This window comes from Pseudomonas sp. ANT_J28, assembly GCF_008370005.1.
Classification (GTDB): domain Bacteria; phylum Pseudomonadota; class Gammaproteobacteria; order Pseudomonadales; family Pseudomonadaceae; genus Aquipseudomonas; species Aquipseudomonas frigoris.
In genome coordinates, this window is sequence record NZ_VOBM01000014.1 from 1 (window position 1) to 26,591 (window position 26,591).

Below are 26,591 nucleotides of genomic sequence, written 5' to 3' on the forward strand. Positions count from 1 at the left end.
TTGATCATCTTTACAACTTCCAGCTTGAAGCTGTCGTCGAATACTTTGCGTTTGTCGGTCATGGAGAACTCCTCAATAGGTGTATTTTCCACCTATCGGGGTGTCCGGGGAAATTAGACCACTGCAGAACACCCCGCCACTTCCATTCCTCGACCACGTCAGGGTCGGCCTGCCGGATGAACGTTCGGACCCGAGCGAGCGCCTCGCCCCGCCAATCTCCCAGTTCGTTGATTCTCGCGTCTATCAGCTGAGAGGCCGAAGGTCCTCCCTCTTCTTCCTTAGCACCGACCTGCTCTTTCTTCATGGTGGTTGTCGCCTTTTTCATGAGGGTGTCCAAAGCGTGGCCTTACAGGGTTCTTTGACCGTTTCCGACGTCCCTTGCGTTTTTGATTCCCCAGTCAAAGGCGTCTTCCATATCCAGCAGATGCGGGGATGGCTTGTTGTCTTCCTCGATGACCGTGCCGTCCGGCCGGTAAACGCCGATGAACATCTTCAGCGAGCCGTCCCTCAATATCTCGGCTTTGACCTCGATCTTGCATCCGTTCGACAGTGTTTCCTTGTGGTGCATATGGCGTTCAGTCATGGCTGCATTTCTCCCGTCGTTGAAGTCCGAGTAGCGCATTTACCTATGGGCCATGTTAGCTCAGTGCGGCCCACTAAAAGGCCTGCCAGGCCAGCGGCGTAATGCCACCTATACTAGAAACCACCGCCCCCTCGGGGTCTGCACTCCCAACAATAAAAAGCAGAGGTGGAACATGGTCTGGCAGCAAATCTACGATCCGTTCGGCAACCCGCTACTTTCAACCATCATGGCAGCAGTGCCGGTCGTAGTGATGCTGGCAGCCCTGGCGTTTTTCCATATCAAGGCGCATCTGGCCGCATTGTTGGCCTTGGCGTCTGCGCTGGTGATCGCGATCTTCGCTTTCGGCATGCCGGCGAACATGGCTGGCTCGGCGGCCCTGTACGGCGCCGCCAACGGTTTGCTGCCGATTGGCTGGATTGTGCTCAACATCATCTTCCTGCATCGGCTGACCACTGAGAACGGCTCGTTCAAAGTGCTGCAGGATTCCCTGGCGCGTATCACCGACGATCGACGCCTGCAATTGCTGCTGATTGCTTTCTGCTTCGGTGCTTTCTTCGAAGGGGCCGCTGGTTTCGGCACGCCGGTGGCGGTGACCGGCGCGATTCTGATCGGGCTGGGCTTCTCGCCACTGGCCGCGTCTGGCCTGGCGTTGATCGCCAACACCGCGCCAGTGGCGTTCGGTGCGCTGGGCACGCCGATCATCACCCTGGCCAAGGTGACCGGGCTGGATGAAATGGAACTATCGATGATGGTCGGCCGGCAATTGCCGTTCTTCTCGGTGATCGTGCCGTTCTGGTTGATCTGGGCCTTCGCCGGATGGCGCAAGATGCTGGAAATCTGGCCGGCGATTCTGGTGGCCGGCGTCACTTTCGCCGTGCCGCAGTTCCTGGTGTCCAACTACCACGGGCCGATGCTGGTGGACGTGATCGCCGCGCTGATTTCCATGGCCTGCCTGACCGGTTTCCTCAGGGTCTGGAAGCCGGCCAACGTGCATACCTCCGCCGCGCTGTCCGGGCGCGTCGACAACTCCAAAATAGCCGAAGAGCATGACGAAAAACCCGTCGCCAGCGCGGCCTTTGCCAGCGATGCCAAGCCTGCTGTCATGCGCGCGTGGATGCCGTGGATCATCCTCACGGTATTCGTGTTCGCCTGGGGCACCCAGGGCTTCAAAAACATGTTCGATACACGCCCGGCGATTGATCCGGCAACCCATTCGGCCAAGCTCGACCCTCAAGGCAAACCGATGCGTGAAGCGAACCCGATCTTCGCTCCGATCGTGACGTTCACCACGATCCACCAGCAGATCGAGAAGGTCCCGCCCGTGGTGCCCGCGCCTAAAACCGAGGATGCGGTGTACAAGTTCACCTGGTTCACCAGCACCGGTAGCGGCATCCTGCTGTCGGCGATCCTCGGCGGGTTGCTGATGGGTTATTCCATTCCGCAACTGATCCACCAATACCTGCGAACGCTGTGGGTGGTGCGCTATTCACTGATCACCATTACCGCCATGCTCGCCCTCGGTTTCCTCACCCGTTATTCGGGCCTGGACGCGACCATGGGCCTGGCCTTCGCCGCGACGGGCATCTTCTACCCCATGTTCGGCACCCTGCTCGGCTGGCTCGGCGTGGCGCTGACCGGCTCGGATACGGCGTCCAACGTACTGTTCGGCGGCTTGCAACGGGTTACTGCCGAGCAATTGGGCCTCAGCCCGGTGTTGATGGCGGCCGCCAACAGTTCCGGCGGGGTCATGGGCAAGATGGTCGACGCCCAGTCGATCGTGGTGGCCTCGACCGCCACCCGCTGGTACGGGCATGAAGGAGAAATCCTGCGTTATGTGTTTTTCCACTCGATCATCCTGGCGATTCTGGTCGGTGGCCTGGTGACGTTGCAGGCATATGTGGCGCCGTTCAGCCATATGGTGGTTGGCGGACATTGATTCACGTAGCCCGGGCTCACCGCCCGGGCATTACGTCCACCCCTCAAGTCGCAGCGTAGCCCGAACCAGACGTTGTTCCTCGCTTTCGATTTCCTTGAGGTTCTCGCAGATGCTCTGGATGTGCGCGATGGCCGCCTTGCGTGCCTGTTCCGGCATACGGCCGGTGACGGCGTTGTAGAGCCGCGCATGTTGACGGTCGATCTGACGTTTTTGCGGCTCGCGGTGGTAGAGGTTATTGACCGAGGCAAACACCGTGTTCAGCAGCAAGTCCGTCAGTGAGCGTAAGGTCTGCACCAACACCGGGTTGTGCGAGGCCTCGCAAATCGCCAGGTGAAACGCATGATCGAGCCGGGCGTGTTCCGACGCCTCCAGCGAACGGCTGTGGGCATCGAGCAATGCCTCATAGCTGCGGGTGATGAGGACGAAATCAGCTTCGGTTCCGCGCAACGCCGCGAGGCGTGCGGACTCGCCCTCGAGCAAGCTGCGAACCTCGAACAAATCGTAGAGCGTGCGGGGTTGTGAGCTGAACAAGTGCATCAGCGGTGACGCGGCACCGTGGCCCGAAAGATCGGCTACAAATGAACCTTTGCCCTGCTCTGTCTTGATAATCCCGCGAGCGCGCAACAGCTTCAGGCCTTCGCGAAGTGCCGTACGGGAAACACCCAGCTTTTCGGTCAGACGACGCTCCGACGGCAACAGCTGACCGGTCTTGAGCACCCCGTCCACGATCAGCCGTTCGATGCGTTCACAGACCACGTCTGCGACTTGTGGATTACGGCTCGTTTCGGTGCTGTCCATCGACTCTCCAACTGGTATGACCAGTCTCACTAGTAAAACCACAAACGTTCAAATAAAAACATATACCTATGTTTTAAAAACCTTTTTTTACGTAGATAAAAAAACTTCGAATAAAAAACTGGTTCGACCAGCCAAACAACACATGGACAGTAGAACGCCTCAAGCCAATGATGCAAGTCAGTGGTAAACGGACACAGACCTCCTATAAAAACAACTGAGGGTCGTCAACCGATTATGAACATTCTTTACGATGAACGCGTCGACGGCGTCCTGCCTGATGCCGACAGAGCTGCCTTGTTGCAAGCCCTGCACACGCAGTGGCCGGATCTGGAAGTCCTGCATCAACAGGAAGAGCTCAAACCGTACGAATGCGACGGACTTTCTGCTTATCGCACCACGCCCATGCTGGTGGTGCTGCCGCGCCACATCGACGAGGTGCAAGGCGTGCTTCGACTCTGCCATGAGCGGCAGGTCGCGGTGGTTGCCCGCGGCGCCGGCACGGGTTTGTCTGGCGGTGCATTGCCGTTGGAAAAAGGTGTGCTGCTGGTGATGGCGCGCTTCAACTCTATCCTGCACATCGACCCTGCCGCCCGCACGGCTCGGGTTCAGCCGGGGGTGCGCAATCTGGCGATTTCCCAGGCGGCTGCGCCGTTTGGCTTGTATTACGCGCCGGACCCTTCCTCGCAGATCGCTTGTTCAATCGGCGGTAATGTGGCGGAAAACGCCGGTGGTGTGCATTGCCTGAAGTACGGGCTGACCGTGCACAACCTGCTCAAGGTCGACATCCTCACCGTCGATGGCGAACACCTGACCCTCGGTTCGCAGGCGCTCGATTCTCCGGGCTTCGATCTGCTGGCGTTGTTCACCGGTTCCGAAGGCATGCTCGGTGTCATCACCGAGGTCACGGTCAAACTGCTGCCCAAACCCCAGACCGCCAAAGTGCTGCTGGCGGCGTTCGATTCCGTCGAAAAGGCGGGCCGCGCGGTGGGTGACATTATTGCCGCCGGCATCATCCCGGGCGGTCTGGAGATGATGGACAACCTGGCCATTCGCGCTGCCGAAGACTTCATCCACGCCGGTTATCCAGTCGACGCCGAAGCCATTCTGCTGTGCGAGCTCGATGGCGTTGAAGCCGACGTTCATGATGACTGCGACCGCGTGCGCCAGGTGCTGGAACAGGCTGGGGCCACTGAAGTACGCCTGGCCAAAGATGAAGCCGAACGCGTGCGCTTCTGGGCTGGACGCAAGAATGCCTTTCCTGCGGTGGGCCGCCTCTCACCGGATTATTACTGCATGGACGGGACGATCCCGCGCCGCGAGCTACCCGGCGTGCTGCACGCGATCGCCGCGTTGTCGGCCGAGTACGATCTGCGAGTGGCCAACGTTTTCCACGCCGGTGACGGCAACATGCACCCACTGATTCTGTTCGATGCCAACCAACCGGGCGAACTCGATCGCGCTGAAGCCCTGGGCGGCAAGATCCTCGAATTGTGCGTGAAGGTCGGCGGCAGCATTACCGGTGAACACGGCGTGGGCCGGGAGAAAATCAATCAGATGTGTGCGCAGTTCAATAGCGATGAGTTGACCGTGTTCCATGCCGTCAAAGCCGCCTTCGATCCAAGTGGTTTGCTCAACCCCGGCAAGAACATTCCGACGCTGCACCGCTGCGCCGAGTTTGGCGCGATGCACGTTCATTTGGGTCAGATGCCCTTCCCTGAGCTGGAGCGTTTCTGATGCGCAGCGGACACGATATCGATGACAGCGGCTCGCTGCTGGAGCAGGTGAACCAGGCGCTGCAAAACGCCACGCCCTTGCGCATTCAAGGCTCCAACAGCAAGGCGTTTCTTGGACGCATCGTGGCGGGCGAAGTACTCGACACGCGCAGCCACCGAGGCATCGTCAGCTACGACCCGACCGAGCTGGTGATCACCGCCCGCTGCGGCACACCGTTGGCAGAACTGGCTGAAGTACTGGATGCAGCGCAGCAGATGTTGCCTTGCGAACCGCCCTCCTTCGGCGACGGCGCCACCGTCGGCGGCATGATCGCCAGCGGACTGTCGGGACCACGGCGCCCCTGGTCTGGGTCCGTCAGGGACTTCGTCCTCGGGACACGGGTCATCACCGGTCATGGCAAGCATTTGCGCTTCGGTGGCGAAGTCATGAAAAACGTCGCCGGCTACGATCTGTCGCGCTTGATGGCTGGCAGTTATGGCTCGCTGGGCGTGGTGACTGATGTCTCGCTCAAGGTCCTGCCCAAGCCGCGTCAATGCTTGAGCATTAGCCTGGAAATGGACAGTGACCGCGCCTTGCTGCGCCTCGCCGAATGGGGCCAGCAGCCGCTGCCGATCAGCGCTGCGTGCCACGATGGGCAGCGCCTGCACCTGCGGCTTGAGGGAGGCGAAGGCTCGGTGGCGGCGGCTCATGACCGGCTCGGCGGCGAGTTGCTGGACGCTTCATATTGGGAGGATCTCAACGAGCATCGATTGAGCTTCTTCGATGAGGACCAGGCACTTTGGCGCCTGTCCGTCCCTCACAACACTCCTCGGCTTTCCCTGCCTGGCCGTCAGCTGCTCGATTGGGGCGGTGCACAGCGCTGGCTCAAATCCGACGCGGAGGCATTGTTCATTCGCTCGATCGTCGAAGACGTCGGCGGGCATGTGACCTGCTACAGCCATGGCCTGATCGACAGCCCGTTCCAACCGTTGCCTGACGCATTGATGCGCTACCACCGGAACTTGAAGCGACAACTCGATCCCCGAGGCATCTTCAACCCCGGGCGCCTATACGCGGAGCTTTGACCCATGCAGACCACCTTGAGCGAACACGCCCGCCAACTGCCCCGCGCCGAAGAAGCCGAAAGCATCCTGCGCACGTGCGTGCACTGCGGTTTCTGCAATGCCACTTGCCCGACCTATCAATTGCTGGGCGATGAACTGGACGGACCGCGGGGTCGCATCTACCTGATCAAGCAGGTTCTGGAGGGCAACGAAGTCACGCAGAAGACCCAACAGCACCTGGATCGCTGCCTGTCGTGCCGTAACTGCGAAACCACCTGCCCTTCCGGCGTCGACTACCACAACCTGCTGGACATTGGCCGGGCGGTGGTCGATGCGGCGGTGCCGCGCCCACTCGGCCAGCGGTTGTTGCGCGAGGGTTTGCGCAGCGTCGTCCCCAATCCTGCACTGTTCAAAGGGCTGGTCAGCAGTGGCCAGGTGTTCCGGGCGTTGTTGCCCAACACCTTGCAGATAAAGTTGCCTCGTCGCGTCTATCCGGCCAAGCCACGCCCGATCACTCGCCACACCCGGCAGGTGCTGATGCTCGAAGGCTGCGTGCAACCGAGTCTGTCGCCCAATACCAACGCGGCCGCCGCCCGAGTACTGGATCGACTGGGCATCAGCGTCACCGCGACCCGCGAGGCCGGTTGCTGCGGCGCCGTGGATTATCACCTCGACGCTCAGGCAGCCGGCCTGGATCGCGCCCGCCGCAATATCGATGCATGGTGGCCGAGCATTGAAAACGGTGCCGAGGCCATCGTGCAAACCGCCAGCGGTTGTGGTGCCTTCATCAAAGATTATGGTCACCTGCTCAGCACCGACCCGGCCTATGCCGAGAAGGCGAAAAAGGTCAGTGCGCTCGCCAAGGATCTGGTCGAAGTGCTGCGCGACGAACCGCTGGAAAAGCTCGGTATCCACAGCGATCAGCGTCTGGCGTTCCATTGCCCCTGCACCTTGCAGCACGCGCAGAAATTGGGGGGTGCGGTGGAAGCGATTCTGACCAGTCTGGGCTTCAACCTCACGCCTGTTGCCGACAGTCACCTGTGTTGCGGCTCGGCGGGCACCTATTCGCTGACCCAACCCGAACTGTCCCGGCAACTGCGCGACAACAAAGTCAATGCGCTGGAAAGCGGACATCCCGAAGTCATTGTCACGGCCAATATCGGCTGTCAGTCACACCTCGACGGTGCGGGCCGAACCCCTGTCAGGCACTGGATCGAACTGGTCGAAGCCGCCTTGCCCTAACCGAACACTGGAGAATCCCCATGAAAAGCAAAGCCGTACTGAGCCAGAACGAAGTCAGCCAAATCCTCGCGGCGGCACGCACCGAAGCGCAGAACAACCAATGGGCCGTGACCATCGTGATTGTCGATGACGGCGGCCATCCCCTGGCCCTCGAACGCCTCGACGGTTGCGCTCCGATTGGCGCCTACATCGCCACCGAAAAGGCCCGCACCTCGGCCCTCGGTCGGCGCGAATCCAAAGGCTATGAAGAGATGGTCAATGGCGGGCGCCATGCCTTTTTGTCCGCACCCTTGCTGACGTCCCTTGAGGGCGGTGTGCCGATCATCGTCGACGGCCAGGTGATCGGCGCGGTCGGGGTGTCCGGGGTCAAAGCCGAGCAGGACGCGCAGGTGGCCAAGGCCGGGGCGCAATGCCTGAACTGAATTGATTTGAGCTGAGCTGAGCTGAGCTGAGCTGAGCTGAGCTGAGCTGAGCACTGAACCAGTCGGGCCATGTGGCAAACGGCCCGACGTTCGTTTTCGATCACTGCCCTTCAACAAGTTTCGTCTTCGGTATCCGCAGAGCGCGCCAGGCAATTAAAATCGCCATGAGTGCCAAGCCGAACGTCACCCACGAAACCAGATTAATTCCACCCTCGAATGCACTTCCCGCCTGCGTCATCAGCGCTTGTGCTTGATCCTGCGACAACTGCACCGCTACATGATGAGCACCCGATAGCGTCTCACTCGCCAGCATCGTCTGCACCTCGCTCAAAAAGCCCGGCAGCTGCAATGCACCGCGATAGTAGGCCGTGACGAGACCTCCGAGCACCGTCGTCCCCAAAACCACACCCACTTCATAGGCCGTTTCACTAATGGCCGACGCCGCACCCGCCTTTTCCGGCGGTGCAGCCGACAAAATCACATCGTTGGATACCGTCGCGATCGCGCCCACGCCAATGTTCAGCAGGGCAAAAGCCACCACCAGAACGATCAGACTGCTGCCGATGCTGGCGACCAACAAAAACGCCGCCCCAGCAAACGCCATCAAAATCGGTACCAGCACATGCACCGGTACTCGCCGCGCTACAGGCACGACTGCCATTCCCACTACGATCGCCATAATCTGACCAAGTACTAACGCAAAGCTGGCATTCAACGGTGACATCTGAAGGACGATCTGTAAGAACTGAGTGGTAAAGAACACAAAGCCGACGAGGAACGCGAGGCTCATCAGATTGATCAGCACTGAGCCGCTGAAGCCACTTCGGAACAGACTCAGATCCATCAGCGGCACAGGCAGACGTAACTGCCGACGCACAAACATCCACCCAGCAACCATGCCGATTACAAATGCTGTCAGCGCCATCCAGTCGAGACCATTACTGGCGCTGTGTTTAATGCCGTAAACGATGGCACTGAGGGCAACCATCGATTGCAGGATACTTAGCGGATCCAATGGTCCTGAACAGTCTTGCTCGGACTCGGGCAACAACACCGGTCCCAATACCAATAACGGCACCAATACGGGTATCGCCAATAGGAAAATCGCCTCCCAGCTGAAAAATTCCAGCAAAACCCCACCGACCAAAGGACCGAGTGCCGATCCTACCGTCAGAGTTGTTGCCCAGATCGCGACAGCTACTCTGCGCTCCTCTCGATCCAGGAACACCGAACATATCAATGCCAACGTCGAGGGCATCAACATCGCACCGAAAATCCCCATGCACGCTCGCCCGGCAATCAGTTGCATGGCCGTATGGGAATAGGCCGTCAGCACCGACACAATGACAAAACCTAAAGACCCGGCCAGTAACAACTTCCGATGACCGATTCGATCCCCCAGACTTCCCATCGACACCAGTAATCCGGCCAATACCAGCGAATAGGCATCGATCATCCACAACTGCTGACTTGCGCTTGGACTCAGGGCCTCGGCAATCTTTGGTAACGCGAATCCAAGCACCGTATTGTCTACGGTCACCAGTAGTACTGGCAGCATGAGCACGCTTAGGGCTGACCATCGTTTTGATTTTGCTCTGTGTTGCGCTGTCTCACTTATTAACGGCATTGCTCCAAGCTCCTTACTACCTCAAAAAACACGGGACATTTTTCAATGCTTCCGTGAAACGAACCCTGCGCACCTCCATGGCGAGGGTTTAAGAAAGCAACTTTCAACGTAAGAAAAATTAACTATTCTCGCGGGAAAGCAGAACACTTCTACAATTTCGTTACATCACAACTCAATCGGCTATTTGTTTCTTATTGTTTGATGGCACTGATGGGCTGAAAGCCCTTTTCCGTCTGCCCCACCCCAAAAGCAAGCGCCCCAAACAATCTCGGGCGGAGGAAGCGTACAGATGCCCCGTCTCACTGCGAAAGACTTTGCTCCGGAACTGCTCGAACTGTACGACTATTACGCCCACGGCAAGATCAACCGGCGAGAGTTTCTGGACCGGGCGGCGTTGTTTACCTTGGGCGGTTTGACCGCCAGCGCCCTCCTGGCCGCCCTGAGTCCGAATTATGCACTCGCCGAGCAGGTTGAATTTACTGACCCGGACATTGTTGCCGAATACATCACCTACCCCTCACCCAAAGGCAACGGGCAGGTTCGTGGCTATCTGGTGCGCCCGGCGAAAGCCACCGGCAAGGTGCCGGCGGTGGTGGTCGTGCATGAAAATCGCGGGCTCAACCCGTACATCGAAGACGTCGCGCGGCGTGTGGCCAAGGCAGGCTTCATCGCCCTCGCCCCTGATGGTCTGACGTCGGTGGGCGGCTATCCCGGCAACGATGACAAAGGCCGGGAGTTGCAGGCGACCGTCGACCCTGAAAAGCTCATGAACGACTTTTTCGCCGCCATCGAGTGGTTGATGAAGCATGACGCGACCACCGGAAAAGTCGGCATCACCGGGTTCTGCTACGGCGGTGGCGTCGTCAATGCCGCAGCCGTGGCCTATCCGGAACTGGGGGCTGCCGTGTCCTTCTATGGCCGACAGCCAGAAGCCAAAGATGTCGCCCGAATCAAGGCGCCGGTGATGCTTCACTACGGTGAGCTGGATACGCGCATCAACGAAGGCTGGCCCGCCTATGAGAAGGCATTGAAAGCCGCGGGCAAGACGTATGAAGCCTACATTTACCCCGGCGCCAACCATGGTTTTCATAACGACTCCACGCCTCGATACGATGACGCCGCGGCCAGGCTGGCCTGGGACCGGACGCTCGGATGGTTTCGGCGGTATCTGGCTTAGTGGTGAAGCTGAAGTCTGCTTTGACACTGTTGCCAGATTCCGCATGAATGGAGGGCTTCGAAAAGCTGACAAGCCAGGTGCTCAAACGCGCCTCAATAGGTCACGTCTCAATCACATCATCCGCCCAACTGATAGCCGCAACGACGGTGGGAAAACCGATCGTGCTGGTCAGTGAGATCAGCGTGTGACGGATCTGCTCTGGCGTAGCGCCCGCCTCCAGTGCCCGTCGGGTATGACTGTGCACCGCGCCCTCAGAACGGATGGCCGCCGCGGCACCGAGCTGGATCAGCTGGACAACGATCTCTTCCAGTGGGCCGGTATGACGCACCGCCGTACCCAAGGCTTCCACGGCAGCCAGGTAATCCGGGTACTGCTGTTCGAGACGTTGGTAGGTGTTGTGCGTTTTCTTCTTTGTCATGTTTGTTTCCTCGCGTTGGAGGGCGATCAGTTCTCGCCTTTGCGCCCGAGTCATCAGGCTGCGATTTCCGAAACTTGCACACTGCAACAGTAGGCTACGCTTACAGCAGCTTATTGCACACGATGCTCGCGTCTGCAGGTTTTGGTTTGTTCTGGAGAGCGTCTGCAACAGCTATTTCAGACAGGCCCAAACAATTCACGCAGGACTACGTGATGACCGAGCCCCTCCTCAGTTTTGATCAACTCAAGCGTGCCGCCGCCTCCGGCGAGATCGATACCGTTCTTGTTTGCATGGTCGACATGCAAGGCCGATTGGTCGGCAAGCGATTCCAGGTCGAGTTTTTCATCGACAGCGGTCATGAAGAAACCCACTGCTGCAATTACCTGTTGGCCGACGACATCGACATGGAGCCGGTGCCGGGTTACGCCGCGGCCAGCTGGAGCAAAGGCTATGGCGACTTCGTGCTCAAACCCGACATGGCCACGTTGCGACGGGTGCCCTGGCTGGAGTGCACGGCGCTGGTGCTCTGCGATGTGCTCGATCATCACCATCGGCGCGACCTGCCGCACAGCCCGCGGGCGATTCTGAAAAAGCAGATCGAGCGACTGCGCGAGCGCGGCTACACCGGCATGTTCGCCTCGGAACTGGAGTTCTATCTGTTCGACGAGAGCTACGAGGCCATCCACGAGCGCAACTACCACAAGCCGAAAACGGCCGGTCACTACATCGAGGATTACAACATCCTGCAGACCACCCGCGAAGAGCCGGTGCTGCGGGCGATTCGCAAGCATCTGCAGGCCAGCGGCATCCCCGTGGAAAACTCCAAGGGTGAATGGGGGCCGGGCCAGGAAGAAATCAATATCCGTTATGCCGATGCGCTGACCATGGCCGACCACCACGTCATCATCAAGCACGCCTGCAAAGAGATCGCGCAACTACAGGGCAAGGCGATCACGTTCATGGCCAAGTGGCGCTACGACGCCGCCGGCTCCAGCAGCCACATTCACAATTCGCTGTGGGACAAGAACGGTAAAAAGCCGCTGTTCTTTGACGCCAAGGCTGAGTTCGGCATGTCGAAACTGATGCGTTCCTGGGTGGCCGGGCAGCTCAAATACGCCAACGACATCACCTGTTTTCTCGCGCCCTACATCAATTCGTACAAGCGCTTTCAGGCCGGCACTTTTGCACCGACCCGGGCGGTGTGGAGTCGGGACAATCGCACTGCGGGCTTTCGTTTGTGCGCAGAAGGCAGCAAAGCCATACGCATCGAATGTCGCATTGGCGGTGCCGACCTCAACCCATATCTGGCCTTCGCCGCCTTGATCGCGGCGGGACTGGCCGGCATCGACGAGAAGCTCAGCCTCGCGCCGCCCTTCGAGGGCGATGCCTACGTCGACGAACACTTGCCTGAAGTCTCGAAGACCCTGCGCGAAGCCTGCGCCGCACTCCAGGGCTCGACCATGTTGCGCGAGGCGTTCGGCGATGAAGTGATCGACCACTACGTGCACACCGCCGAATGGGAGCAGAAAGAGTACGACCGGCGGATCACCGACTGGGAACTGCGGCGCGGGTTTGAGCGCTATTGAGACCGCCATCATGACTTCAACGATTCAACTCATCTCACCGGTCGATGGCCGGGTCTATGCCGAACGCCGCTGTGCCGATGCTGCGCAGATTGACCAGGCGCTGGCGGCTTCCGAAGCTGCCCAGACGCAATGGAAACGTCGGCCACTGAGCGAACGCGCCGCCTTCTGCAGCGCTGCGGTAGACGCGATGCTGGCCATGAAGGCCGACATCGTGCCGGAACTGGCTTGGCAGATGGGCCGCCCAGTGCGCTTTGGCGCTGGCGAACTGCGCGGTTTCGAAGAGCGTGCCCGGCATATGATCGCCATTGCGCCTGACGCCCTGGCAGCGCTTGAGCCCACGCCCGTCGCCGGTTTTCGACGCTGTATCAAACGCGAGCCGCTGGGTACGGTGCTGGTTGTCGCCCCCTGGAATTACCCCTACCTGACGGCGGTGAATACGATTATCCCGGCGCTGATGGCCGGCAACAGCGTGATCCTCAAACACGCGTCGCAAACGCTGCTGGTGGGTGAACGGTTCGCCGAGGCGTTTCGCCGTGCCAATCTGCCCGAAGGATTGTTCCAGAACCTGCTGCTCAGTCATGTTTATACCGGAGCGATCATTGCCTCTGGACGCGTGCAGCAAGTGAACTTCACCGGCTCGGTCGAAGCCGGAAAATCCATGGAACACGCTGCCGTCGGAGGTTTCCTCGGCGTGGGCCTCGAGCTCGGCGGCAAAGACCCGGCCTACGTACGGGCAGACGCCAAGCTCGAACATGCAGTGGAAAATCTGGTGGATGGCAGCTTCTTCAACTCCGGGCAGAGTTGCTGCGCCGTCGAGCGAATTTATGTCGATGAAAAAATCTACCCGGCGTTTATCGAACGCTTCGCCGCCTTGACTCGCCAATACGTGCTGGGCAACCCGCTGGACGAAGCCACCACACTCGGTCCGCTGGTGACACCGAGTGCCGCTGAATTCGTTCGCGGGCAGATCGCCGATGCACTGACCCATGGCGCTCGGGCGCTGATCGATCCAAAGGATTTTCCTCCCGACGCACCGGGCAGCGCCTACCTCGCGCCGCAAGTATTAGTCGACGTCACCCATCAAATGTCGGTGATGCGCGAGGAAAGCTTTGGTCCCGTGGTCGGCATCATGCCGGTGGTCAGCGACGACGAAGCTATTGCCTTGATGAACGACAGTGAGTTCGGGCTCAGCGCTTCCATCTGGACGCAAGACCTTGCCGCCGCCGAACGCCTGGGCAACGAGATCGACACCGGCACCGTATTCATGAACCGCTGCGATTACCTGGACCCGGCCCTGGCCTGGACCGGGGTGAAGAACAGTGGGCGCGGCGTCACGCTGTCGCGCCTGGGTTATGACAATCTGACCCGAGCGAAATCCTTCCATTTGCGCCACGAGATCTGAGCCATGAGCCTGACCGCGAACTGGAACTACCCCACAAGCATCCGCTTCGGTGTCGGCCGCATCGCCGAGCTTGCCGAGATCTGCCGCAGTCAAGGGATCCAGCGACCGTTGCTGGTCACCGACAGTGGCCTGGCGCGAGCCCCGATCACTGCTGCAGCGCTGGACGCCTTGCGCGCCGCCGGCCTTGGCGTCGCGCTGTTTTGCGACCTTAAACCCAATCCGGTCGAAGCCAACCTGGCGGGTGGGCTCGACGCTTGGCGCGCCGGCAAACACGATGGCGTGGTCGCCTTCGGCGGTGGCAGTGGCCTGGACATGGGCAAGCTCATCGCCTTCATGAGCGGCCAGACCCGCCCGGTGTGGGATTTCGAAGACATCGGCGACTACTGGACCCGCGCCGACGAAGGCAGCATCGCCCCGATCATTGCGGTGCCGACCACGGCGGGTACCGGCTCCGAGGTGGGCCGTGCCGCGGTGATCATCGATGAGCGTACGCACACCAAACGCATCATCTTCCACCCGAAGATGATGCCGCGCGTGGTCATCAGCGACCCGGCCCTCACCGTCGGCATGCCGGCCAAGGTCACCGCAGGCACCGGCATGGATGCGTTTGCGCATTGTCTGGAATCGTATTGCGCCCCCGGCTTTCACCCCATGGCCGAAGGGATTGCGGTGGAAGGCATGCGCCTGGTCGCCAATGCCCTGGTGCGAGCCGTACACACACCCTCGGACCTGGAGGCGCGAGCGGAAATGCTTGCGGCGGCCGCGATGGGCGCTACCGCTTTCCAGAAAGGTCTGGGCGGGATGCACGCCCTCTCACATCCGGTGGGCGCCCTGTACGACACCCATCACGGCATGACCAACGCCACGTTCATGCCCTATGTCCTGAAGTTCAATCGCCCGGCCATCGAGGAACGCATCACCCGCCTCGCGGCTTATTTGCGCCTGCCCTCGCCCGGCTTCGACAGTTTTCTGGCCTTCGTCCTCAAGTTGCGCAAGGACATCGGCGTGCCGCACACCCTGGTTGAGCTGGGGGTGGATGATCGGCAGGCGGACCTGATCGCGGACATGGCGATTGTCGACCCTTGCGCCAGCGGCAACCCGCTGCCATTGACCCGAAATGGCGCGGCAGAAATTTTCGATGCGGCGTACCACGGCCGTCTGTAGGAGCCAGCCTACGGCGGCTCAGTTCGGCCTGTACCAAAACCTGACAAGGGGCACACAACATGAATCCAGCAAGTCAGCCCGGCACGAGCGAGCCGCAAGACGATGACGTCAAGGTGCTGCACAGCATGGGCTATGCCCAGCAGCTGTCGCGACGCATGGGCGTTTTCTCCAACTTTGCCATTTCCTTTTCGATCATCTGCATCCTCTCGGGTGGTATCAATTCACTCGCTCAGGGCACCTCGGGTGCGGGCGGTGCGTCAATCGGCATCGGCTGGCCGATCGGTTGCCTGATCTCCGGGGTTTTCGCCATGGCCATGGCGCAGATTTCCTCGGCCTACCCCACCGCTGGTGGCCTCTATCACTGGGGTTCGATACTCGGTAACCGCTTCACCGGATGGCTGACCGCGTGGTTCAACTTGCTCGGGCTGGTCACCGTGCTAGGCGCGATCAACGTCGGCACCTATTACTTCTTTTTCGGCGCCTTCGGGCCGGCCCTGGGAATGGAAGACACCACCACGACCCGGGTGATTTTCCTGGCGCTCCTGACCGGCCTCCAGGCCTTGTGTAACCACCTGGGAATCGGCCTGACCGCGAAGCTCACCGACTTCTCGGGGTATCTGATCTTTGCCACGGCGCTCGCGCTGACCATCGTCTGCCTGATATCGGCGCCCAGTTATGAGTTCGCCCGGCTATGGACCTTCAGCAACTATTCCGGCGAGGCTGGCGGCAGCGTTTGGCCACAGGTTTCGAACGGCTGGATTTTCATGCTCGGCCTGCTGTTGCCGATCTATACCATCACGGGCTATGACGCCTCTGCGCATACCTCGGAAGAGACCCGAAATGCCGCCATGTCGGTGCCACGCGGCATGGTCATGTCGGTGGTCTGGTCGCTGCTGTTCGGTTGGGTCATGCTCAGTTCGTTTGTGCTGATGCTGCCAAGCATGGACGAGGCGGCGAAGCATGGCTGGACCGTGTTTTTCTGGGCCATGGACACCCAGGTCAATCCGACTGTGAAGTTGGCGCTTTACGTGGCCATTTTTATCTCGCAATTTCTTTGCGGGTTGGCGACCGTGACCTCGGTCTCACGCATGATCTTCGCGTTTTCCCGTGACGGCGGCCTGCCCTTCTCCAAAGCACTGGCCTCGGTCTCGCCGACCCTACGCAGCCCGGTGGCGGCGATCTGGACCGGTGCCACGCTCGCGGTGTTGTTCGTCTGGGGATCGTCGGTGATCTCGGTCGGCGAAACGCCGGTCTATACCATCGTGGTGTCCTGCACGGTGATCTTCCTGTTCTTCTCCTTCATCATTCCCATCGTGCTGGGCCTGTTTACCTACGGGACTTCGAAGTGGCCAACCATGGGACCGTGGAACATGGGGCGCTTCTGGTACTCGGTGTTTGCCCTCCTCTCGATCCTCTCGATGGTGATCATTTTCGTCATCGGCATCCAGCCACCGAACGAATGGGCGCTGTACATCACCATCGGTTTTCTGGTGCTGACGGCTATTGTCTGGTTCGGATTTGAAGCCCGACGCTTCCAGGGTCCGCCGATTGGCGACATGATCGTCAAGCGTCAGGCTGAAATTGCGGCGGCTGAAGAGGCGTTGAATAAACGGGGTGGAAGTTGATTGCTGCAGTCATGAGCAAACGGTGGCGAGGGCGCCAGCTCCCTTGCCACAGCGAGCCGCGCCTACGCAGGTAGATCGATTTTATCCAGCAACCGGTTCGCCGTGATCTCCGCCACCTTGATGCTGTTTGAAATGCCCAACAGGGCATAGCGCGACCCACCGTCCAGATGATCCACCAGCTGATGGACCATCACATCGACCGAAGCCAGCGTCTCGACCAAATAAACGGCCAGGGTTTCGGTAGTAGCCCCTGGGTCCACGGAAAACAGATTGCGGTGGGTACGCCCGGTGGCTTTGATGTCGGCAGTCGACGGGAAGTGAAAGTCGAGGGCCCGTTCGGCGGCCTCGTTGAGTTTGTTCGAATCGGGTTCTACGGGGACACCGGATCGGTGTCCGGTGGATTGGGCGTTACTTTGAACATAGATGCTTCCCCGTTGGCGGGGAACCTGAGAGAGCTATTGGACTCCTCGGGCGAAGGGATGATTTATCGCCACTGCTACTCGACACCGGACATCGAGAAAGCCTATGACGAACTGATGGTCGCCGGTGTTCAGCCAGAAGACGAAAACGGAGAGCCATTGGCCCGCGCGAACCTGCAATCCCCGTCCGGGACACGCATCATCTGGTTGCCCAAGCGCTTTGGGCAGTTCTCTATCGAAATCCTGGAAGACAAGGCGCTGGAGGCATTTGTCGAGGCTGCGTTTGCCTGAGTGTTGCTGCGGTGAATGTATGCTTTGGGCTGAAGTAGGTGCTGCTGGTACCATCATCCAAGAACTGACAAGCCGAGCAGAAAACATGAATCGTCGTAAAAAAATACAGCAGTTATTGAAGGCTCACGCAAAAAAGGCCAGCGCCAAATTGGCACCGTCAAGCAAGTCTAAATACATTAGTAAAGCTGACCGATTGAAACTAGCAGCTGAACCCAGTGCAGACTCGATCATTTCCCCTGAGAGCTGATCTACGCACTCAATGTCGCTCTCCTCGGTTGCTGGACGCTACGCGATAAAGCTGGGACCGGGCCGCGCGCCCTTAAACAAACGTTAGGCACTTATCCAACCTTACCGTACGGAGCATATAAGACATGTCAAACATCGTCGCATGGACCCTGTTCGCCCTGGGCGTCCTCCATATTCCATTCGGTATTATCAAGTTCAAAACAGCATTCGCCGCCGCCGTAGGCTCTGGCTTCGTTGACCAATTCAAAGCGCACGAAGATCGGCGCACTGCTCTCTGGTTTACCATGCTGGGGCCGCTTTTTATGCTCGCAGGGCAGACAGCGATTCACGCCGTAGCCGTTAGCGATCTCGCGCTACTTAAAATGGTTGGCATCTATGTGCTTATGATCTCGATCATTTGCGTCATTGCAGTTCCAAAATCGGGGTTCTGGGCAACGCTGCTGGTTTCTCCGCTGATCATCGCGGCAGGGTATGGCTGGTAGGCCTAAAAACGCGCATAGAGTTGGACGCCACAAGAGAAACGATCGCACAAGGACGTATTGGCTTTGCTGACTGTTACATTGTTGGCCGCATGGATCCTCAACTCGCGCGAGAACGAGCCAAAGCAGACACCACCCGCCGACGGAGTAGATTCGAACTACACGTGCGCCTTCAACAAGCTCTGCGGACCTGGTCTCAGCTATGGATGAAGTGCTTCCCGGCAGAGTTCGATTCAGTTTTCCTTCAGAAATGCCGACCTTGAAAAGCCTTGATGGAAGCGTTTCAAGGTTTCGCCCGCGCTACGACCCTGCGCCGCATAAGCGAGCATGCGCTCCGTGTAGTCTTCTTCCCAAGCGGCCAGCAAGGTGCGGACAAAGTCTTCGCGATTGCGGAAATGGTGATAGAACGATCCGCGGGTCACATTCAATCGGCGCGATAGACTCTCGGCCGAAACGCCAATATGCCCTATTTGATCGAGAGCCTCAAAAGCAGCCGCGATCCAATGGTTACGAGTTAGTTTTCTCACCCGTTATTTCGCTCCATATTTAGCGCCATACAGACTGTGTATGGTGCGCAACCGATTGATACGCTGCGAACACCAGCAAAGATGGCCGTTGCGTTTTGCACGCCAGCACTTTTCATGGAGCTCGCCTTGAAGAAAATCGTTCTGGTTGCTTTCGACCAATTCACTGATATCGACCTATTCCTGATGTGGGACATTTTAGGCCGCAACACTGAGGACTGGCACGTCCGAATATTGGGTTCTAGCTCTATCGTGCGATCGGCGCACGGCCTGCCTGTTTCGGTGCATGGTCCGCTTTCCGAGGCCAATAGTGCCGACGCGGTATTGTTCGTCAGCGGCAAGGAAGGGATACCCGCTGCACTTGCCGCCCCAGATTTCCTGCCGTCGTTTGAACTTGACTCCAGACGCCAGCGAATCGGCTCCATATGCGCCGGAGCTTTCATTCTCGAACGGCTTGGGCTGCTCAGCGGCCAAGCAACTACACACCCGGATGCACGATCAAGCTTGCAAGCTCTGGGACTTGAGCCCATGGACCAGCCTCTTGTATGCCAGGGGAACGTTGCAACCGCTGGCGGATGCCTTTCGGCGCTCTATCTGGTGGGATGGTTGGTTGAATCCTGGTTCGATGTCGACAAGCGCCGTGCGACGTTGCTCCCTGTTCTGCCAGCTGGGCAGCAAGAGCTCTATGATGCCTTGATCGGGCTCAGTATCCGACAAGGAGAAGTTGGCGCCTCAACAACATCCAGTTAATCCATGTTCGCTCAGCGAGGCTCTGGACCTCATCAAGGCGTGGACATTGGTTATCCGGACGGCATCGCCACGACCCATGCGAGCTCCGCTCCTGGTGCGCTACTGCGCCTGGAACCTGAAGTTGCCGTGAACCCCACACTTGAATACGTACCTGATAGCCTAAGTAGGCACGCCGCAATATGGAAAAAGAGCCGCTTGTACAGCGAGATTCCTCCACTATGCAGATACCTCGTGTGCTTGGGAATGAGCAGTGAGCGCGGTTGTCCCTGTCCGGCTTGAAAGTCGGTAACCGTCACTTCTAAGCTAGACAAGCACTTACAGGGCGACAAGGTGCGTTATACGACAAAACCATCGCAACAAGAAACGCGACATGGCATGTCGTCTAATTAGTAGTTAGAACTCAGGAGAGATCCCAGATGCCCCGAGAATTTGAGCTCATTATGTCCGTGCCAGTCCCCTCGAGGTCCGGCATCACCCACCTTTACAAGTCGATGCACCTAGCGGACGCTTTTGCGATTCGGCTCCCTGCGGGCACATCTAGCAATCCAGATTTGCTAGCTCGATTCATCCTTTCCCACCAGCCATCCTGGATCGGATGGCTCTTGAAAGTCCGAGACACTATCGTTGCCTGTTTTGGTCTCAAGACAGCCAAACATTTGGCATCACTCGCTAATCGGATTGGAGCCTTCAAGGTCTACAGCACGAACCAGACTGAAATCGTGTTGGGAGAGGACGACAAGCACCTCGACTTCCGGATATCGATCCTATGTTCTGGAGAGGCAGAGCCAGAAGGCAGTCGCCAACTCGTTTTTTCAACCGTGGTCCAGTGCCACAACCGTCTAGGCCGGGCCTACATCTTCGTTATTGCCCCATTTCACCGCTTGGTTGTTAAGGCCAACCTCCTCCGTGCAGCGCGCGTCGGTTGGCCTCTGGCTACCTGCCCCTAAGGTCCGGCACCCACTGATGCGGTAGCAGTTGCCCGATCTCACTCGCCCGCTGCTGTGTCGGCAGCCGTGTCAGCACATCTTTTAGATAGGCATACGGATCATGCCCTTTAAGCCGTGCCGACTGGATCAAACTCATAATCGCAGCCGCACGTTTTATGATCTGGTTTAGAAACCAGAATCTTTGGAGGCATCGCATGCGCCCTTTGTGCCCAATCAAACCTCCGTCCTTCTCGACGCCATTTCCAGTCCGTCTGCCAAACAGGCTCACGCGGACCTGTCTGCGATGGATTTTATGCCTGAGCATTGTCGCGCCCGGCATTGCCGGTGCAGAGACACGACCCGAGAACATGGTGTATCTGCGTACGATTGATCCGGGCATCGAGCAAGACATTCGCTACGCCAGCGCTCACAACTTCACCGGGCACCCACTCGACGGTTACGACGCTGGGGAGTGCATGTTATCGCTGGACGCCGCCAAGGCCCTCGCTCGGGTACAAACGGCTTTGCGGGCGCAGGGCTACGGTTTGAAGGTGTTTGACTGTTATCGGCCCAGCCGTGCCGTTGCCGATATGGGGCGTTTCGCTTTGGTGCCGGGTGACCCACGCAAGGCCGAGTTCTATCCGCGCGTGGACAAGCAGGACTTCTGGCGTCTGGGTTATGTGGCCAGGGTGTCGAACCACTCCAAAGGCTCAACCGTGGACCTGACGCTGACCGGTCCGGATGCACTGCCCGCCGCTAGCTGGACGCCTTCAACCGGGCAAGTCGATTGCACGGCCCCCTATGGTCAGCGTTGGCGCGACGGTGCGCTCGACATGGGCACCGGTTTCGATTGCTTCGATGAGCGCGCGCATACCGACAACCCGACGATCAGCACTGCCGCCAGGGACAATCGCCAGAAGCTCAGCAGGGCCATGGAAAAAGAAGGATTTACCGGGTACTCGAAGGAATGGTGGCACTTCACATACAGTGGTGAACGTTCGCCGAAGAACGTCATGGACTTCCCCATCACGCCGCTCGGTACACGCGACGTTCTCGACACCGCCAATCAGCTGATTGTGATCACCACAAAAAACTGGACTGACATCCAGGGCACGGCCCAGCGCTACGAACGGCAGGGCAACACCTTTCGAAAATACGAAACGTCGTTTCCAGTTGTGGTCGGCAAGAGCGGGCTGGCGTGGGGCAAGGGTCTGAGCAGCGTTGAGCAACGAGAAGGTCCGGTCAAAAGTGAAGGCGATGGAAAAGCGCCTGCCGGGGTATTCAAACTGGGAACGGCTTTTGGCTACGACGGTACGGCCGACACCAAACTGCCTTACCTTGCGTTGACCTCGACCATCGAATGCGTGGATGACAGCCACTCCGCACGCTATAACGAGCTGGTTGATGGAGCGACTGTTTCGAAAGACTGGAACAGCTCCGAACGTATGCGTCGCGATGACGACATGTATCGAAAAGGCATTTTCATCGAGCACAATACGCCAGCGTCCCCCGCCTCGGGCTCGTGCATTTTCTTTCACATCTGGCGTGGCCCCACCTCTCCGACGCTGGGCTGCACCGCCATGGATCCAGCGGATATTTCTCGCTTGTTCAATTGGCTGGATCCTCGCCAGTCCCCTCTGCTGGTTCAAATGCCCGAGGCGCAATACGAGCACTTTCACGAACGCTGGAACCTGCCCGAACGTTGATAGCGTCAGCATTGGCAGACGGTGGCTGGAGGTCCTGATCATTGCCGAAGGAACACCCAGTGCAAATTCGTATACCCTATCTGCAATTCATTCCGAACGATCACGACCGTGGCCCTGACAAAACTCAACGCTCCCGACCTTGGCAATTCGCCTTCGACGTCGGAAATCATCACCCGTCATCTGCGTGACGCCATCGTCGCCGGGCATTTCGCCGAGGACGAGCCGATTCGCCAGGACGATATCGCCCGCCAGTTCAACGTCAGCAAGATTCCGGTGCGCGAAGCTCTCAAGCGCCTGGAAGCCGAAGGCCTGGTGATGTTCCAGCGCAATCGCGGGGCGATGGTCACCCGGGTTTCCGATGCAGAACTGGCGCAGATGTTCGAAGTGCGCATGCTGCTCGAAGACAAGGTGCTGCGCTTGGCCATTCCGAACATGACCGAAGAAACCTTCGCGCGCGCCGAGCGCATCTGCCAGGAATTCATCGGCGAAGATAACGTGGGGCGCTGGGCCGAGCTCAATTGGGAACTGCACGCCTGCCTCTACGAACCGGCGCAACGTCCGTTTCTGGTCGGCTTGATTCGCTCGGTCAACGACAAGCTGGAGCGCTACCTGCGCATGCAGATGAGCCTGTCGGCCGGCAAGGATCGCGCCGATCACGAGCACCGGGAGATCCTTGCGGCCTGCCGCGCCGGTGACGTGGACCTGGCGGTGAAGTTGCTCGACGAGCACATTGCCGGGGTCTGCAAGACCCTTTTCGAGCACTTGCCTCACCACCACTGACGGCTCGCCGTACTGTGCCGATTTCGTCATCGGCACTGGATAAAACCATCAAGCCGGCAAGCCCCCGCACAGGCCACTCTTTTGTTCACTCATCTGAACGGACGTGGCCATCCCATGAAACGCATCACCGTGATCGACTCCCACACCGGCGGCGAACCGACCCGCCTGGTGACCGCCGGTTTTCCTGACCTGGGCACCGGCAGCATGGCCGAACGTCGACAGCGGCTGGCCGAACAGCATGATCAATGGCGCGCTGCCTGCGTGCTCGAACCACGGGGCAGTGACGTGCTGGTCGGCGCCCTGCTCTGTGAGCCGGTGGACCCGAGCGCCTGTGCCGGCGTGATTTTCTTCAACAACAGCGGTTACCTCGGCATGTGTGGCCACGGCACCATCGGCCTGGTGGCCTCACTCGCGCATCTGGGCAAGATCGGCCCTGGGGTGCACAGCATCGAAACCCCGGTGGGCACGGTGCAGGCGACGCTGCACGACGACCATTCGGTGAGCGTGCGCAATGTGCCGGCGTACCGTTACCGCAAAGCGCTGGCGCTGCAGGTGCCGGGGATCGGTCAAGTGACCGGCGATGTTGCCTGGGGTGGAAACTGGTTTTTCCTGATTGCCGAGCACGGTCTGCGCATTGCCGGCGATAACCTCGATGCGCTGACCGCCTACACCTTCGCCGTGCAGCAAGCACTGGAGACTCAGGGTATTCGCGGCGAAGACGGCGGCTTGATCGACCATGTCGAGCTGTTCGCCGATGACGAGCAGGCCGACAGCCGCAACTTCGTCCTCTGTCCCGGCAAGGCCTACGATCGCTCGCCCTGCGGCACCGGCACCAGTGCCAAACTGGCGTGCCTGGCGGCCGACGACAAATTGCAGCCGGGACAGATCTGGCGTCAGGCCAGTGTCATCGGCAGCGAGTTCGAGGGTTCCTACGAACTGCAGGGCGAGCGCATCGTGCCGACCATTCGCGGTCGCGCCTTTATCAGCGCCGAAGCCAGCCTGATCATCGAACAGGACGACCCGTTCGCCTGGGGCATTCGTCCGTGAACAAGGGCCGGGTGGCCGATGTGATCGTGATTGGCGCCGGCATCATCGGCGCCGCTTGTGCCCAGGCGCTGGCGGGGCGAGGCTTGCGCGTGCTGGTGCTGGACGCCGGCCTGCCCGGCGCTACGGCGGCGGGCATGGGCCACTTGCTGGTCCTCGACGACAACCCGGCCGAACTGGCCCTCAGTCAATATTCTTTGCAACGCTGGCGCGAACTCGCGCCGACCTTGCCCGACGGCTGCGCCTACCGTTGCAATGGCACCCTCTGGCTGGCCGCCAATGCTGAAGAAATGGCCGTCGCCCACGGCAAATACCTGAACTTGCAGGCCCAAGGCGTGGCCTGCAAGTTGATCTCCAGCAGTGCCTTGCACCAACGCGAACCGGAACTGCGCGAGGGCCTGGAAGGCGGTCTGCTGATCAATGGCGACGGCATTCTTTATGCTCCGGCGACGGCCAATTGGATGCTCGACACACCGAACATCAGCCAACGCCGGGCGCGGGTCAGCGAAGTCGATGGCAACCGTGTGCGACTTGACGACGGCCACTGGCTAAGCGCCGAAGCGGTGATTCTGGCCAACGGCATCCAGGCCAACGAGCTCTGCCCGGAGTTGCCGATCGAACCGAAGAAAGGCCACTTGCTGATCACCGACCGCTACCCCGGCAAGGTCACTCACACCCTGGTGGAACTCGGTTACGTCACCAGCGCCCACAACGCCAGTGGACCCTCGACGGCGTGCAATATTCAGCCCCGGCCGACCGGGCAATTGTTCATCGGCGCCTCGCGACAATTCGGCACCACCGACCCGCAAGTCGAGGGCTGGATGCTGGCGAAAATGCTCCGGCGTGCCACCGACTACATGCCGGGTCTGGCTCAGCTCAACGGCATCCGCGCCTGGACCGGTTTTCGCGCTGCCAGCCCCGACGGTTTACCGCTGGTGGGTCAGCACCCGCAACGCAAAGGTTTATGGCTGGCAGTCGGTCACGAGGGCCTCGGCGTGACGACCGCCCCCGGCACCGCCGACCTGCTGGTCGCGCAGCTGTTCGACGAAACGCCGCCACTGGCCGCGCAACCGTATCTGCCGCAACGTTTTCTCGGAGAGCCCGTTTATGCCTGAATTGATGCTCGACGGTCGTGCCCTGCGGGTTACCGAAGGCACCAGCGTCGCCGCGGCACTGGCCCTGAGCGGCGATGGCTGCACGCGCACATCGGTCAGTGGCCAACGCCGCGCACCGCTGTGCGGCATGGGCATTTGCCAGGAATGCCGGGTGACCATCGACGGTCGCCGGCGCCTGGCGTGCCAGACGCTGTGCCGTGACGGCATGCACGTGGAGACTCAAGCATGAGCGAATACGCCGACCTGCTGATCATCGGTGCCGGTCCCGCCGGCATGGCCGCCGCGCTCGCTGCGGCGTCAAGCGGTGCGCGCATCGTCCTGCTCGATGACAACCCGCTGCCGGGCGGGCAAATCTGGCGTGACGGGCCTCAGGCCAACCTGCCGTACCCGGCGCGTCAGATGCGCGAGCGACTGGAGGCGTGCAGCAACATCCACCGTCACCCCGGCACTCGGGTGATTGCCTGCGCCGGGCCGAAACAACTGCTGGTCGAAGACGCCGATCGAGGCTGGTTGATCGGTTACGACAAACTGATTCTGTGTACCGGCGCCCGCGAGTTGCTCCTGCCCTTCCCCGGCTGGACGCTGCCCGGCGTGACGGGAGTTGGCGGCCTCCAGGCATTGATCAAGGGCGGGCTGCCGGTGCAGGACGAACGCATTGTGATTGCCGGCAGCGGACCGTTATTGCTGGCCAGCGCCGCCACCGCGAAACACAACGGCGCCCGGGTGCTGCGCATCGCCGAGCAAGCCCGCGCAACCGCTGTCGCCGGTTTCGCCGCGCAACTGCCACGATGGCCCAACAAGCTGATGCAGTCGGTCACGTTGTTCGACCGCCATTTCCGTACCGGGACCTATGTACTGGCCGCCTTGGGCAATGAGCGGCTGGAAGGTGTGCGCCTGCAGCAGCAAGGGAAAATCGTCGAACTGGAATGTGATCGCCTGGCCTGTGGCTTCGGTCTGATTCCCAATACCCAACTCGGCCAGGCCCTCGGCTGCGAGCTCGATGGCCCGGCGATTGCCGTCGATGCCTGGCAGACCACTCGCCGCGCCGATCACTATGCGGCGGGTGAATGCACCGGTTTCGGTGGCAGTGAACTGGCGTTGGTCGAAGGCGCAATCGCCGGTCACGCCGCGGTCGGTGACCTTGATTCAGCCCGAGCGTTGTGGCCTCGGCGTGCGCGCTGGCAGGGTTTCGCCGACTCCCTGAACAAGGCATTTGCCCTCGACCCGAAACTCAAGTCGCTGGCGCAACCCGACACCTTGGTGTGCCGTTGCGAAGACGTGCCTTACGCAGCGCTTGCCGGACACACCGACTGGCGCGAGGCCAAACTGGCCAGTCGCTGCGGCATGGGCGCCTGCCAGGGCCGGGTGTGTGGTGGTGCATTGCAGCACCTGTTCGGCTGGCAACCTTCGGCGCCACGGCCACCGTTCAGTCCGGCGCGGATCGAGACCTTGCTGTGCCTGGACGACACCCCGCCGGCCTGAATGCCGGCCCGGGGCTTTCGGGTCCGTCGCCGAGTCTTTATGATCCGGGGCATTACCTCCAGACGCCCAGCG

Annotated in this window: 25 protein-coding genes and 5 pseudogenes; 22 read left to right on the forward strand and 8 right to left on the reverse strand. The window is 59.9% G+C overall.

The features are described from left to right. Positions 1-112: 112 nt before the first annotated feature. Positions 113-304 (reverse strand): annotated as a pseudogene (locus tag FQ187_RS30330) (DUF1801 domain-containing protein); the annotation flags it as partial. A gap of 42 nt (positions 305-346) precedes the next feature. Then, entirely contained in the window at positions 347-583 is a 237-nt protein-coding gene (locus FQ187_RS11815) for a hypothetical protein (protein ID WP_129444980.1), read from the reverse strand. A gap of 172 nt (positions 584-755) precedes the next feature. Between FQ187_RS11815 and FQ187_RS11820 the strand changes: the two genes are divergently transcribed. Continuing rightward, the gene (locus FQ187_RS11820) at positions 756-2,519 is read left to right on the forward strand and encodes an L-lactate permease (protein ID WP_149629606.1); all 1,764 of its coding nucleotides are present in this window, start codon (positions 756-758) and stop codon (positions 2,517-2,519) included. Positions 2,520-2,549: 30 nt separating this feature from the next. Here the strand turns inward: FQ187_RS11820 and glcC are convergent, their stop codons facing one another. Further along, positions 2,550-3,317: a transcriptional regulator GlcC gene (gene glcC / locus FQ187_RS11825; RefSeq protein WP_149629607.1), complete on the reverse strand. Its 768-nt coding sequence runs from the start codon at positions 3,315-3,317 to the stop codon at positions 2,550-2,552. 234 nt (positions 3,318-3,551) lie between these two features. Here glcC and glcD point away from each other — a divergent pair, with 234 nt between their 5' ends. From glcD to FQ187_RS11845, 4 genes are read left to right on the forward strand one after another with little or no spacing between them, the layout of a single operon-like run. Then, entirely contained in the window at positions 3,552-5,051 is a 1,500-nt protein-coding gene (glcD, locus tag FQ187_RS11830) for a glycolate oxidase subunit GlcD (RefSeq protein WP_149629608.1), read from the forward strand. Next, the gene (glcE, locus tag FQ187_RS11835) at positions 5,051-6,115 is read left to right on the forward strand and encodes a glycolate oxidase subunit GlcE (protein ID WP_149629609.1); all 1,065 of its coding nucleotides are present in this window, start codon (positions 5,051-5,053) and stop codon (positions 6,113-6,115) included. Before glcD ends, glcE begins: the two co-directional genes overlap by 1 nt. A 3-nt stretch (positions 6,116-6,118) precedes the next feature. Continuing rightward, positions 6,119-7,336: a glycolate oxidase subunit GlcF gene (glcF, locus tag FQ187_RS11840; protein ID WP_149629610.1), complete on the forward strand. Its 1,218-nt coding sequence runs from the start codon at positions 6,119-6,121 to the stop codon at positions 7,334-7,336. Positions 7,337-7,356: 20 nt separating this feature from the next. Beyond that, the gene (locus FQ187_RS11845; protein WP_149629611.1) at positions 7,357-7,758 is read left to right on the forward strand and encodes a heme-binding protein; all 402 of its coding nucleotides are present in this window, start codon (positions 7,357-7,359) and stop codon (positions 7,756-7,758) included. A 100-nt stretch (positions 7,759-7,858) separates the two neighbouring features. Here the strand turns inward: FQ187_RS11845 and FQ187_RS11850 are convergent, their stop codons facing one another. Further along, complete coding sequence (locus FQ187_RS11850; RefSeq protein ID WP_218580702.1) at positions 7,859-9,316, reverse strand: MFS transporter; 1,458 nt, start codon at positions 9,314-9,316, stop codon at positions 7,859-7,861. Between the two features lie 358 nt (positions 9,317-9,674). Between FQ187_RS11850 and yghX the strand changes: the two genes are divergently transcribed. After that, positions 9,675-10,562, forward strand: a complete 888-nt coding sequence (yghX, locus tag FQ187_RS11855; RefSeq protein WP_149629613.1) for a YghX family hydrolase — start codon at positions 9,675-9,677, stop codon at positions 10,560-10,562. A 100-nt stretch (positions 10,563-10,662) separates the two neighbouring features. Here yghX and FQ187_RS11860 read toward each other — a convergent pair whose 3' ends face one another. Continuing rightward, the gene (locus FQ187_RS11860) at positions 10,663-10,980 is read right to left on the reverse strand and encodes a carboxymuconolactone decarboxylase family protein (protein WP_129444989.1); all 318 of its coding nucleotides are present in this window, start codon (positions 10,978-10,980) and stop codon (positions 10,663-10,665) included. 212 nt (positions 10,981-11,192) lie between these two features. On the opposite strand from FQ187_RS11860, the gene FQ187_RS11865 reads away from it, so the two are divergent. The 4 genes from FQ187_RS11865 to FQ187_RS11880 are packed head-to-tail and all read left to right on the forward strand — an operon-like array spanning position 11,193 to position 16,757. Beyond that, complete coding sequence (locus tag FQ187_RS11865; RefSeq protein WP_149629614.1) at positions 11,193-12,566, forward strand: glutamine synthetase family protein; 1,374 nt, start codon at positions 11,193-11,195, stop codon at positions 12,564-12,566. Between the two features lie 10 nt (positions 12,567-12,576). After that, a complete protein-coding gene (locus FQ187_RS11870) occupies positions 12,577-13,968 on the forward strand; it encodes an aldehyde dehydrogenase family protein (RefSeq protein ID WP_149629615.1) in 1,392 nt (463 codons plus the stop codon). Between the two features lie 3 nt (positions 13,969-13,971). After that, positions 13,972-15,132: an iron-containing alcohol dehydrogenase gene (locus FQ187_RS11875; protein ID WP_149629616.1), complete on the forward strand. Its 1,161-nt coding sequence runs from the start codon at positions 13,972-13,974 to the stop codon at positions 15,130-15,132. 59 nt (positions 15,133-15,191) lie between these two features. After that, positions 15,192-16,757, forward strand: a complete 1,566-nt coding sequence (locus tag FQ187_RS11880; RefSeq protein WP_149629617.1) for an amino acid permease — start codon at positions 15,192-15,194, stop codon at positions 16,755-16,757. Between the two features lie 62 nt (positions 16,758-16,819). Here FQ187_RS11880 and FQ187_RS11885 read toward each other — a convergent pair. After that, positions 16,820-17,178: pseudogene (locus FQ187_RS11885) on the reverse strand (DUF6124 family protein). 10 nt (positions 17,179-17,188) lie between these two features. Between FQ187_RS11885 and FQ187_RS11890 the strand changes: the two are divergent. The 4 genes and pseudogenes from FQ187_RS11890 to FQ187_RS30335 form a co-directional block, all read left to right on the forward strand. Beyond that, positions 17,189-17,467 (forward strand): annotated as a pseudogene (locus FQ187_RS11890) (methylmalonyl-CoA epimerase); the annotation flags it as partial. Between the two features lie 85 nt (positions 17,468-17,552). Further along, positions 17,553-17,714, forward strand: coding sequence for a DUF2986 domain-containing protein (locus tag FQ187_RS11895; protein WP_129445197.1), 162 nt, complete (start codon positions 17,553-17,555; stop codon positions 17,712-17,714). A 124-nt stretch (positions 17,715-17,838) separates the two neighbouring features. Further along, positions 17,839-18,195 (forward strand): DUF6463 family protein, encoded by a 357-nt coding sequence (locus tag FQ187_RS11900; RefSeq protein ID WP_149629618.1) that lies wholly within the window; start codon positions 17,839-17,841, stop codon positions 18,193-18,195. An 11-nt stretch (positions 18,196-18,206) separates the two neighbouring features. After that, positions 18,207-18,469: pseudogene (locus FQ187_RS30335) on the forward strand (hypothetical protein); the annotation flags it as partial. Here FQ187_RS30335 and FQ187_RS11910 read toward each other — a convergent pair. Then, entirely contained in the window at positions 18,426-18,719 is a 294-nt protein-coding gene (locus tag FQ187_RS11910; RefSeq protein ID WP_256667302.1) for a TetR/AcrR family transcriptional regulator, read from the reverse strand. The pseudogene FQ187_RS30335 and the gene FQ187_RS11910 overlap by 44 nt on opposite strands. 126 nt (positions 18,720-18,845) lie before the next feature. Here FQ187_RS11910 and FQ187_RS11915 point away from each other — a divergent pair, with 126 nt between their 5' ends. Further along, positions 18,846-19,466 (forward strand): DJ-1/PfpI family protein, encoded by a 621-nt coding sequence (locus FQ187_RS11915; RefSeq protein WP_149629619.1) that lies wholly within the window; start codon positions 18,846-18,848, stop codon positions 19,464-19,466. Between the two features lie 416 nt (positions 19,467-19,882). Then, a complete protein-coding gene (locus FQ187_RS11920) occupies positions 19,883-20,413 on the forward strand; it encodes a DUF2867 domain-containing protein (protein ID WP_129444998.1) in 531 nt (176 codons plus the stop codon). On the opposite strand, the pseudogene FQ187_RS11925 reads toward FQ187_RS11920, so the two are convergent. Then, a pseudogene (locus FQ187_RS11925) lies at positions 20,400-20,567 on the reverse strand (transposase domain-containing protein); the annotation flags it as partial. The gene FQ187_RS11920 and the pseudogene FQ187_RS11925 sit on opposite strands and share 14 nt — an antisense overlap. 40 nt (positions 20,568-20,607) lie before the next feature. On the opposite strand from FQ187_RS11925, the gene FQ187_RS11930 reads away from it, so the two are divergent. The 6 genes from FQ187_RS11930 to FQ187_RS11955 all read left to right on the forward strand — a co-directional run bounded on the left by FQ187_RS11930 (position 20,608) and on the right by FQ187_RS11955 (position 26,519). Next, a complete protein-coding gene (locus FQ187_RS11930; RefSeq protein WP_371925539.1) occupies positions 20,608-22,098 on the forward strand; it encodes a M15 family metallopeptidase in 1,491 nt (496 codons plus the stop codon). Positions 22,099-22,206: 108 nt separating this feature from the next. Then, positions 22,207-22,878, forward strand: coding sequence for a GntR family transcriptional regulator (locus FQ187_RS11935; protein WP_178122712.1), 672 nt, complete (start codon positions 22,207-22,209; stop codon positions 22,876-22,878). Between the two features lie 114 nt (positions 22,879-22,992). After that, a complete protein-coding gene (locus FQ187_RS11940; protein WP_149629620.1) occupies positions 22,993-23,925 on the forward strand; it encodes a 4-hydroxyproline epimerase in 933 nt (310 codons plus the stop codon). Beyond that, positions 23,922-25,037: an FAD-binding oxidoreductase gene (locus FQ187_RS11945; protein WP_149629621.1), complete on the forward strand. Its 1,116-nt coding sequence runs from the start codon at positions 23,922-23,924 to the stop codon at positions 25,035-25,037. The genes FQ187_RS11940 and FQ187_RS11945 overlap by 4 nt, the downstream gene beginning before the upstream one ends. Further along, a complete protein-coding gene (locus tag FQ187_RS11950; RefSeq protein ID WP_149629622.1) occupies positions 25,030-25,266 on the forward strand; it encodes a (2Fe-2S)-binding protein in 237 nt (78 codons plus the stop codon). The genes FQ187_RS11945 and FQ187_RS11950 overlap by 8 nt, the downstream gene beginning before the upstream one ends. After that, the gene (locus tag FQ187_RS11955; RefSeq protein ID WP_149629623.1) at positions 25,263-26,519 is read left to right on the forward strand and encodes an FAD/NAD(P)-binding oxidoreductase; all 1,257 of its coding nucleotides are present in this window, start codon (positions 25,263-25,265) and stop codon (positions 26,517-26,519) included. Before FQ187_RS11950 ends, FQ187_RS11955 begins: the two co-directional genes overlap by 4 nt. Positions 26,520-26,591 lie beyond the last annotated feature (72 nt).

Coding starts and splice junctions, on each gene's coding strand:
- FQ187_RS11820 (WP_149629606.1), top strand. CDS start 756: ATGGTCTGGCAGCAAATCTACGATCCGTTCGGCAACCCGCTACTTTCA.
- FQ187_RS11845 (WP_149629611.1), top strand. CDS start 7,357: ATGAAAAGCAAAGCCGTACTGAGCCAGAACGAAGTCAGCCAAATCCTC.
- FQ187_RS11900 (WP_149629618.1), top strand. CDS start 17,839: ATGTCAAACATCGTCGCATGGACCCTGTTCGCCCTGGGCGTCCTCCAT.
- glcE (WP_149629609.1), top strand. CDS start 5,051: ATGCGCAGCGGACACGATATCGATGACAGCGGCTCGCTGCTGGAGCAG.
- glcC (WP_149629607.1), bottom strand. CDS start 3,317: ATGGACAGCACCGAAACGAGCCGTAATCCACAAGTCGCAGACGTGGTC.
- FQ187_RS11875 (WP_149629616.1), top strand. CDS start 13,972: ATGAGCCTGACCGCGAACTGGAACTACCCCACAAGCATCCGCTTCGGT.
- FQ187_RS11850 (WP_218580702.1), bottom strand. CDS start 9,316: ATGCTGCCAGTACTACTGGTGACCGTAGACAATACGGTGCTTGGATTC.
- FQ187_RS11865 (WP_149629614.1), top strand. CDS start 11,193: ATGACCGAGCCCCTCCTCAGTTTTGATCAACTCAAGCGTGCCGCCGCC.
- FQ187_RS11870 (WP_149629615.1), top strand. CDS start 12,577: ATGACTTCAACGATTCAACTCATCTCACCGGTCGATGGCCGGGTCTAT.
- FQ187_RS11950 (WP_149629622.1), top strand. CDS start 25,030: ATGCCTGAATTGATGCTCGACGGTCGTGCCCTGCGGGTTACCGAAGGC.
- FQ187_RS11920 (WP_129444998.1), top strand. CDS start 19,883: ATGCCCCGAGAATTTGAGCTCATTATGTCCGTGCCAGTCCCCTCGAGG.
- FQ187_RS11880 (WP_149629617.1), top strand. CDS start 15,192: ATGAATCCAGCAAGTCAGCCCGGCACGAGCGAGCCGCAAGACGATGAC.
- glcF (WP_149629610.1), top strand. CDS start 6,119: ATGCAGACCACCTTGAGCGAACACGCCCGCCAACTGCCCCGCGCCGAA.
- FQ187_RS11930 (WP_371925539.1), top strand. CDS start 20,608: ATGCGCCCTTTGTGCCCAATCAAACCTCCGTCCTTCTCGACGCCATTT.
- FQ187_RS11815 (WP_129444980.1), bottom strand. CDS start 583: ATGACTGAACGCCATATGCACCACAAGGAAACACTGTCGAACGGATGC.
- FQ187_RS11955 (WP_149629623.1), top strand. CDS start 25,263: ATGAGCGAATACGCCGACCTGCTGATCATCGGTGCCGGTCCCGCCGGC.
- FQ187_RS11860 (WP_129444989.1), bottom strand. CDS start 10,980: ATGACAAAGAAGAAAACGCACAACACCTACCAACGTCTCGAACAGCAG.
- glcD (WP_149629608.1), top strand. CDS start 3,552: ATGAACATTCTTTACGATGAACGCGTCGACGGCGTCCTGCCTGATGCC.
- FQ187_RS11895 (WP_129445197.1), top strand. CDS start 17,553: ATGAATCGTCGTAAAAAAATACAGCAGTTATTGAAGGCTCACGCAAAA.
- yghX (WP_149629613.1), top strand. CDS start 9,675: ATGCCCCGTCTCACTGCGAAAGACTTTGCTCCGGAACTGCTCGAACTG.
- FQ187_RS11940 (WP_149629620.1), top strand. CDS start 22,993: ATGAAACGCATCACCGTGATCGACTCCCACACCGGCGGCGAACCGACC.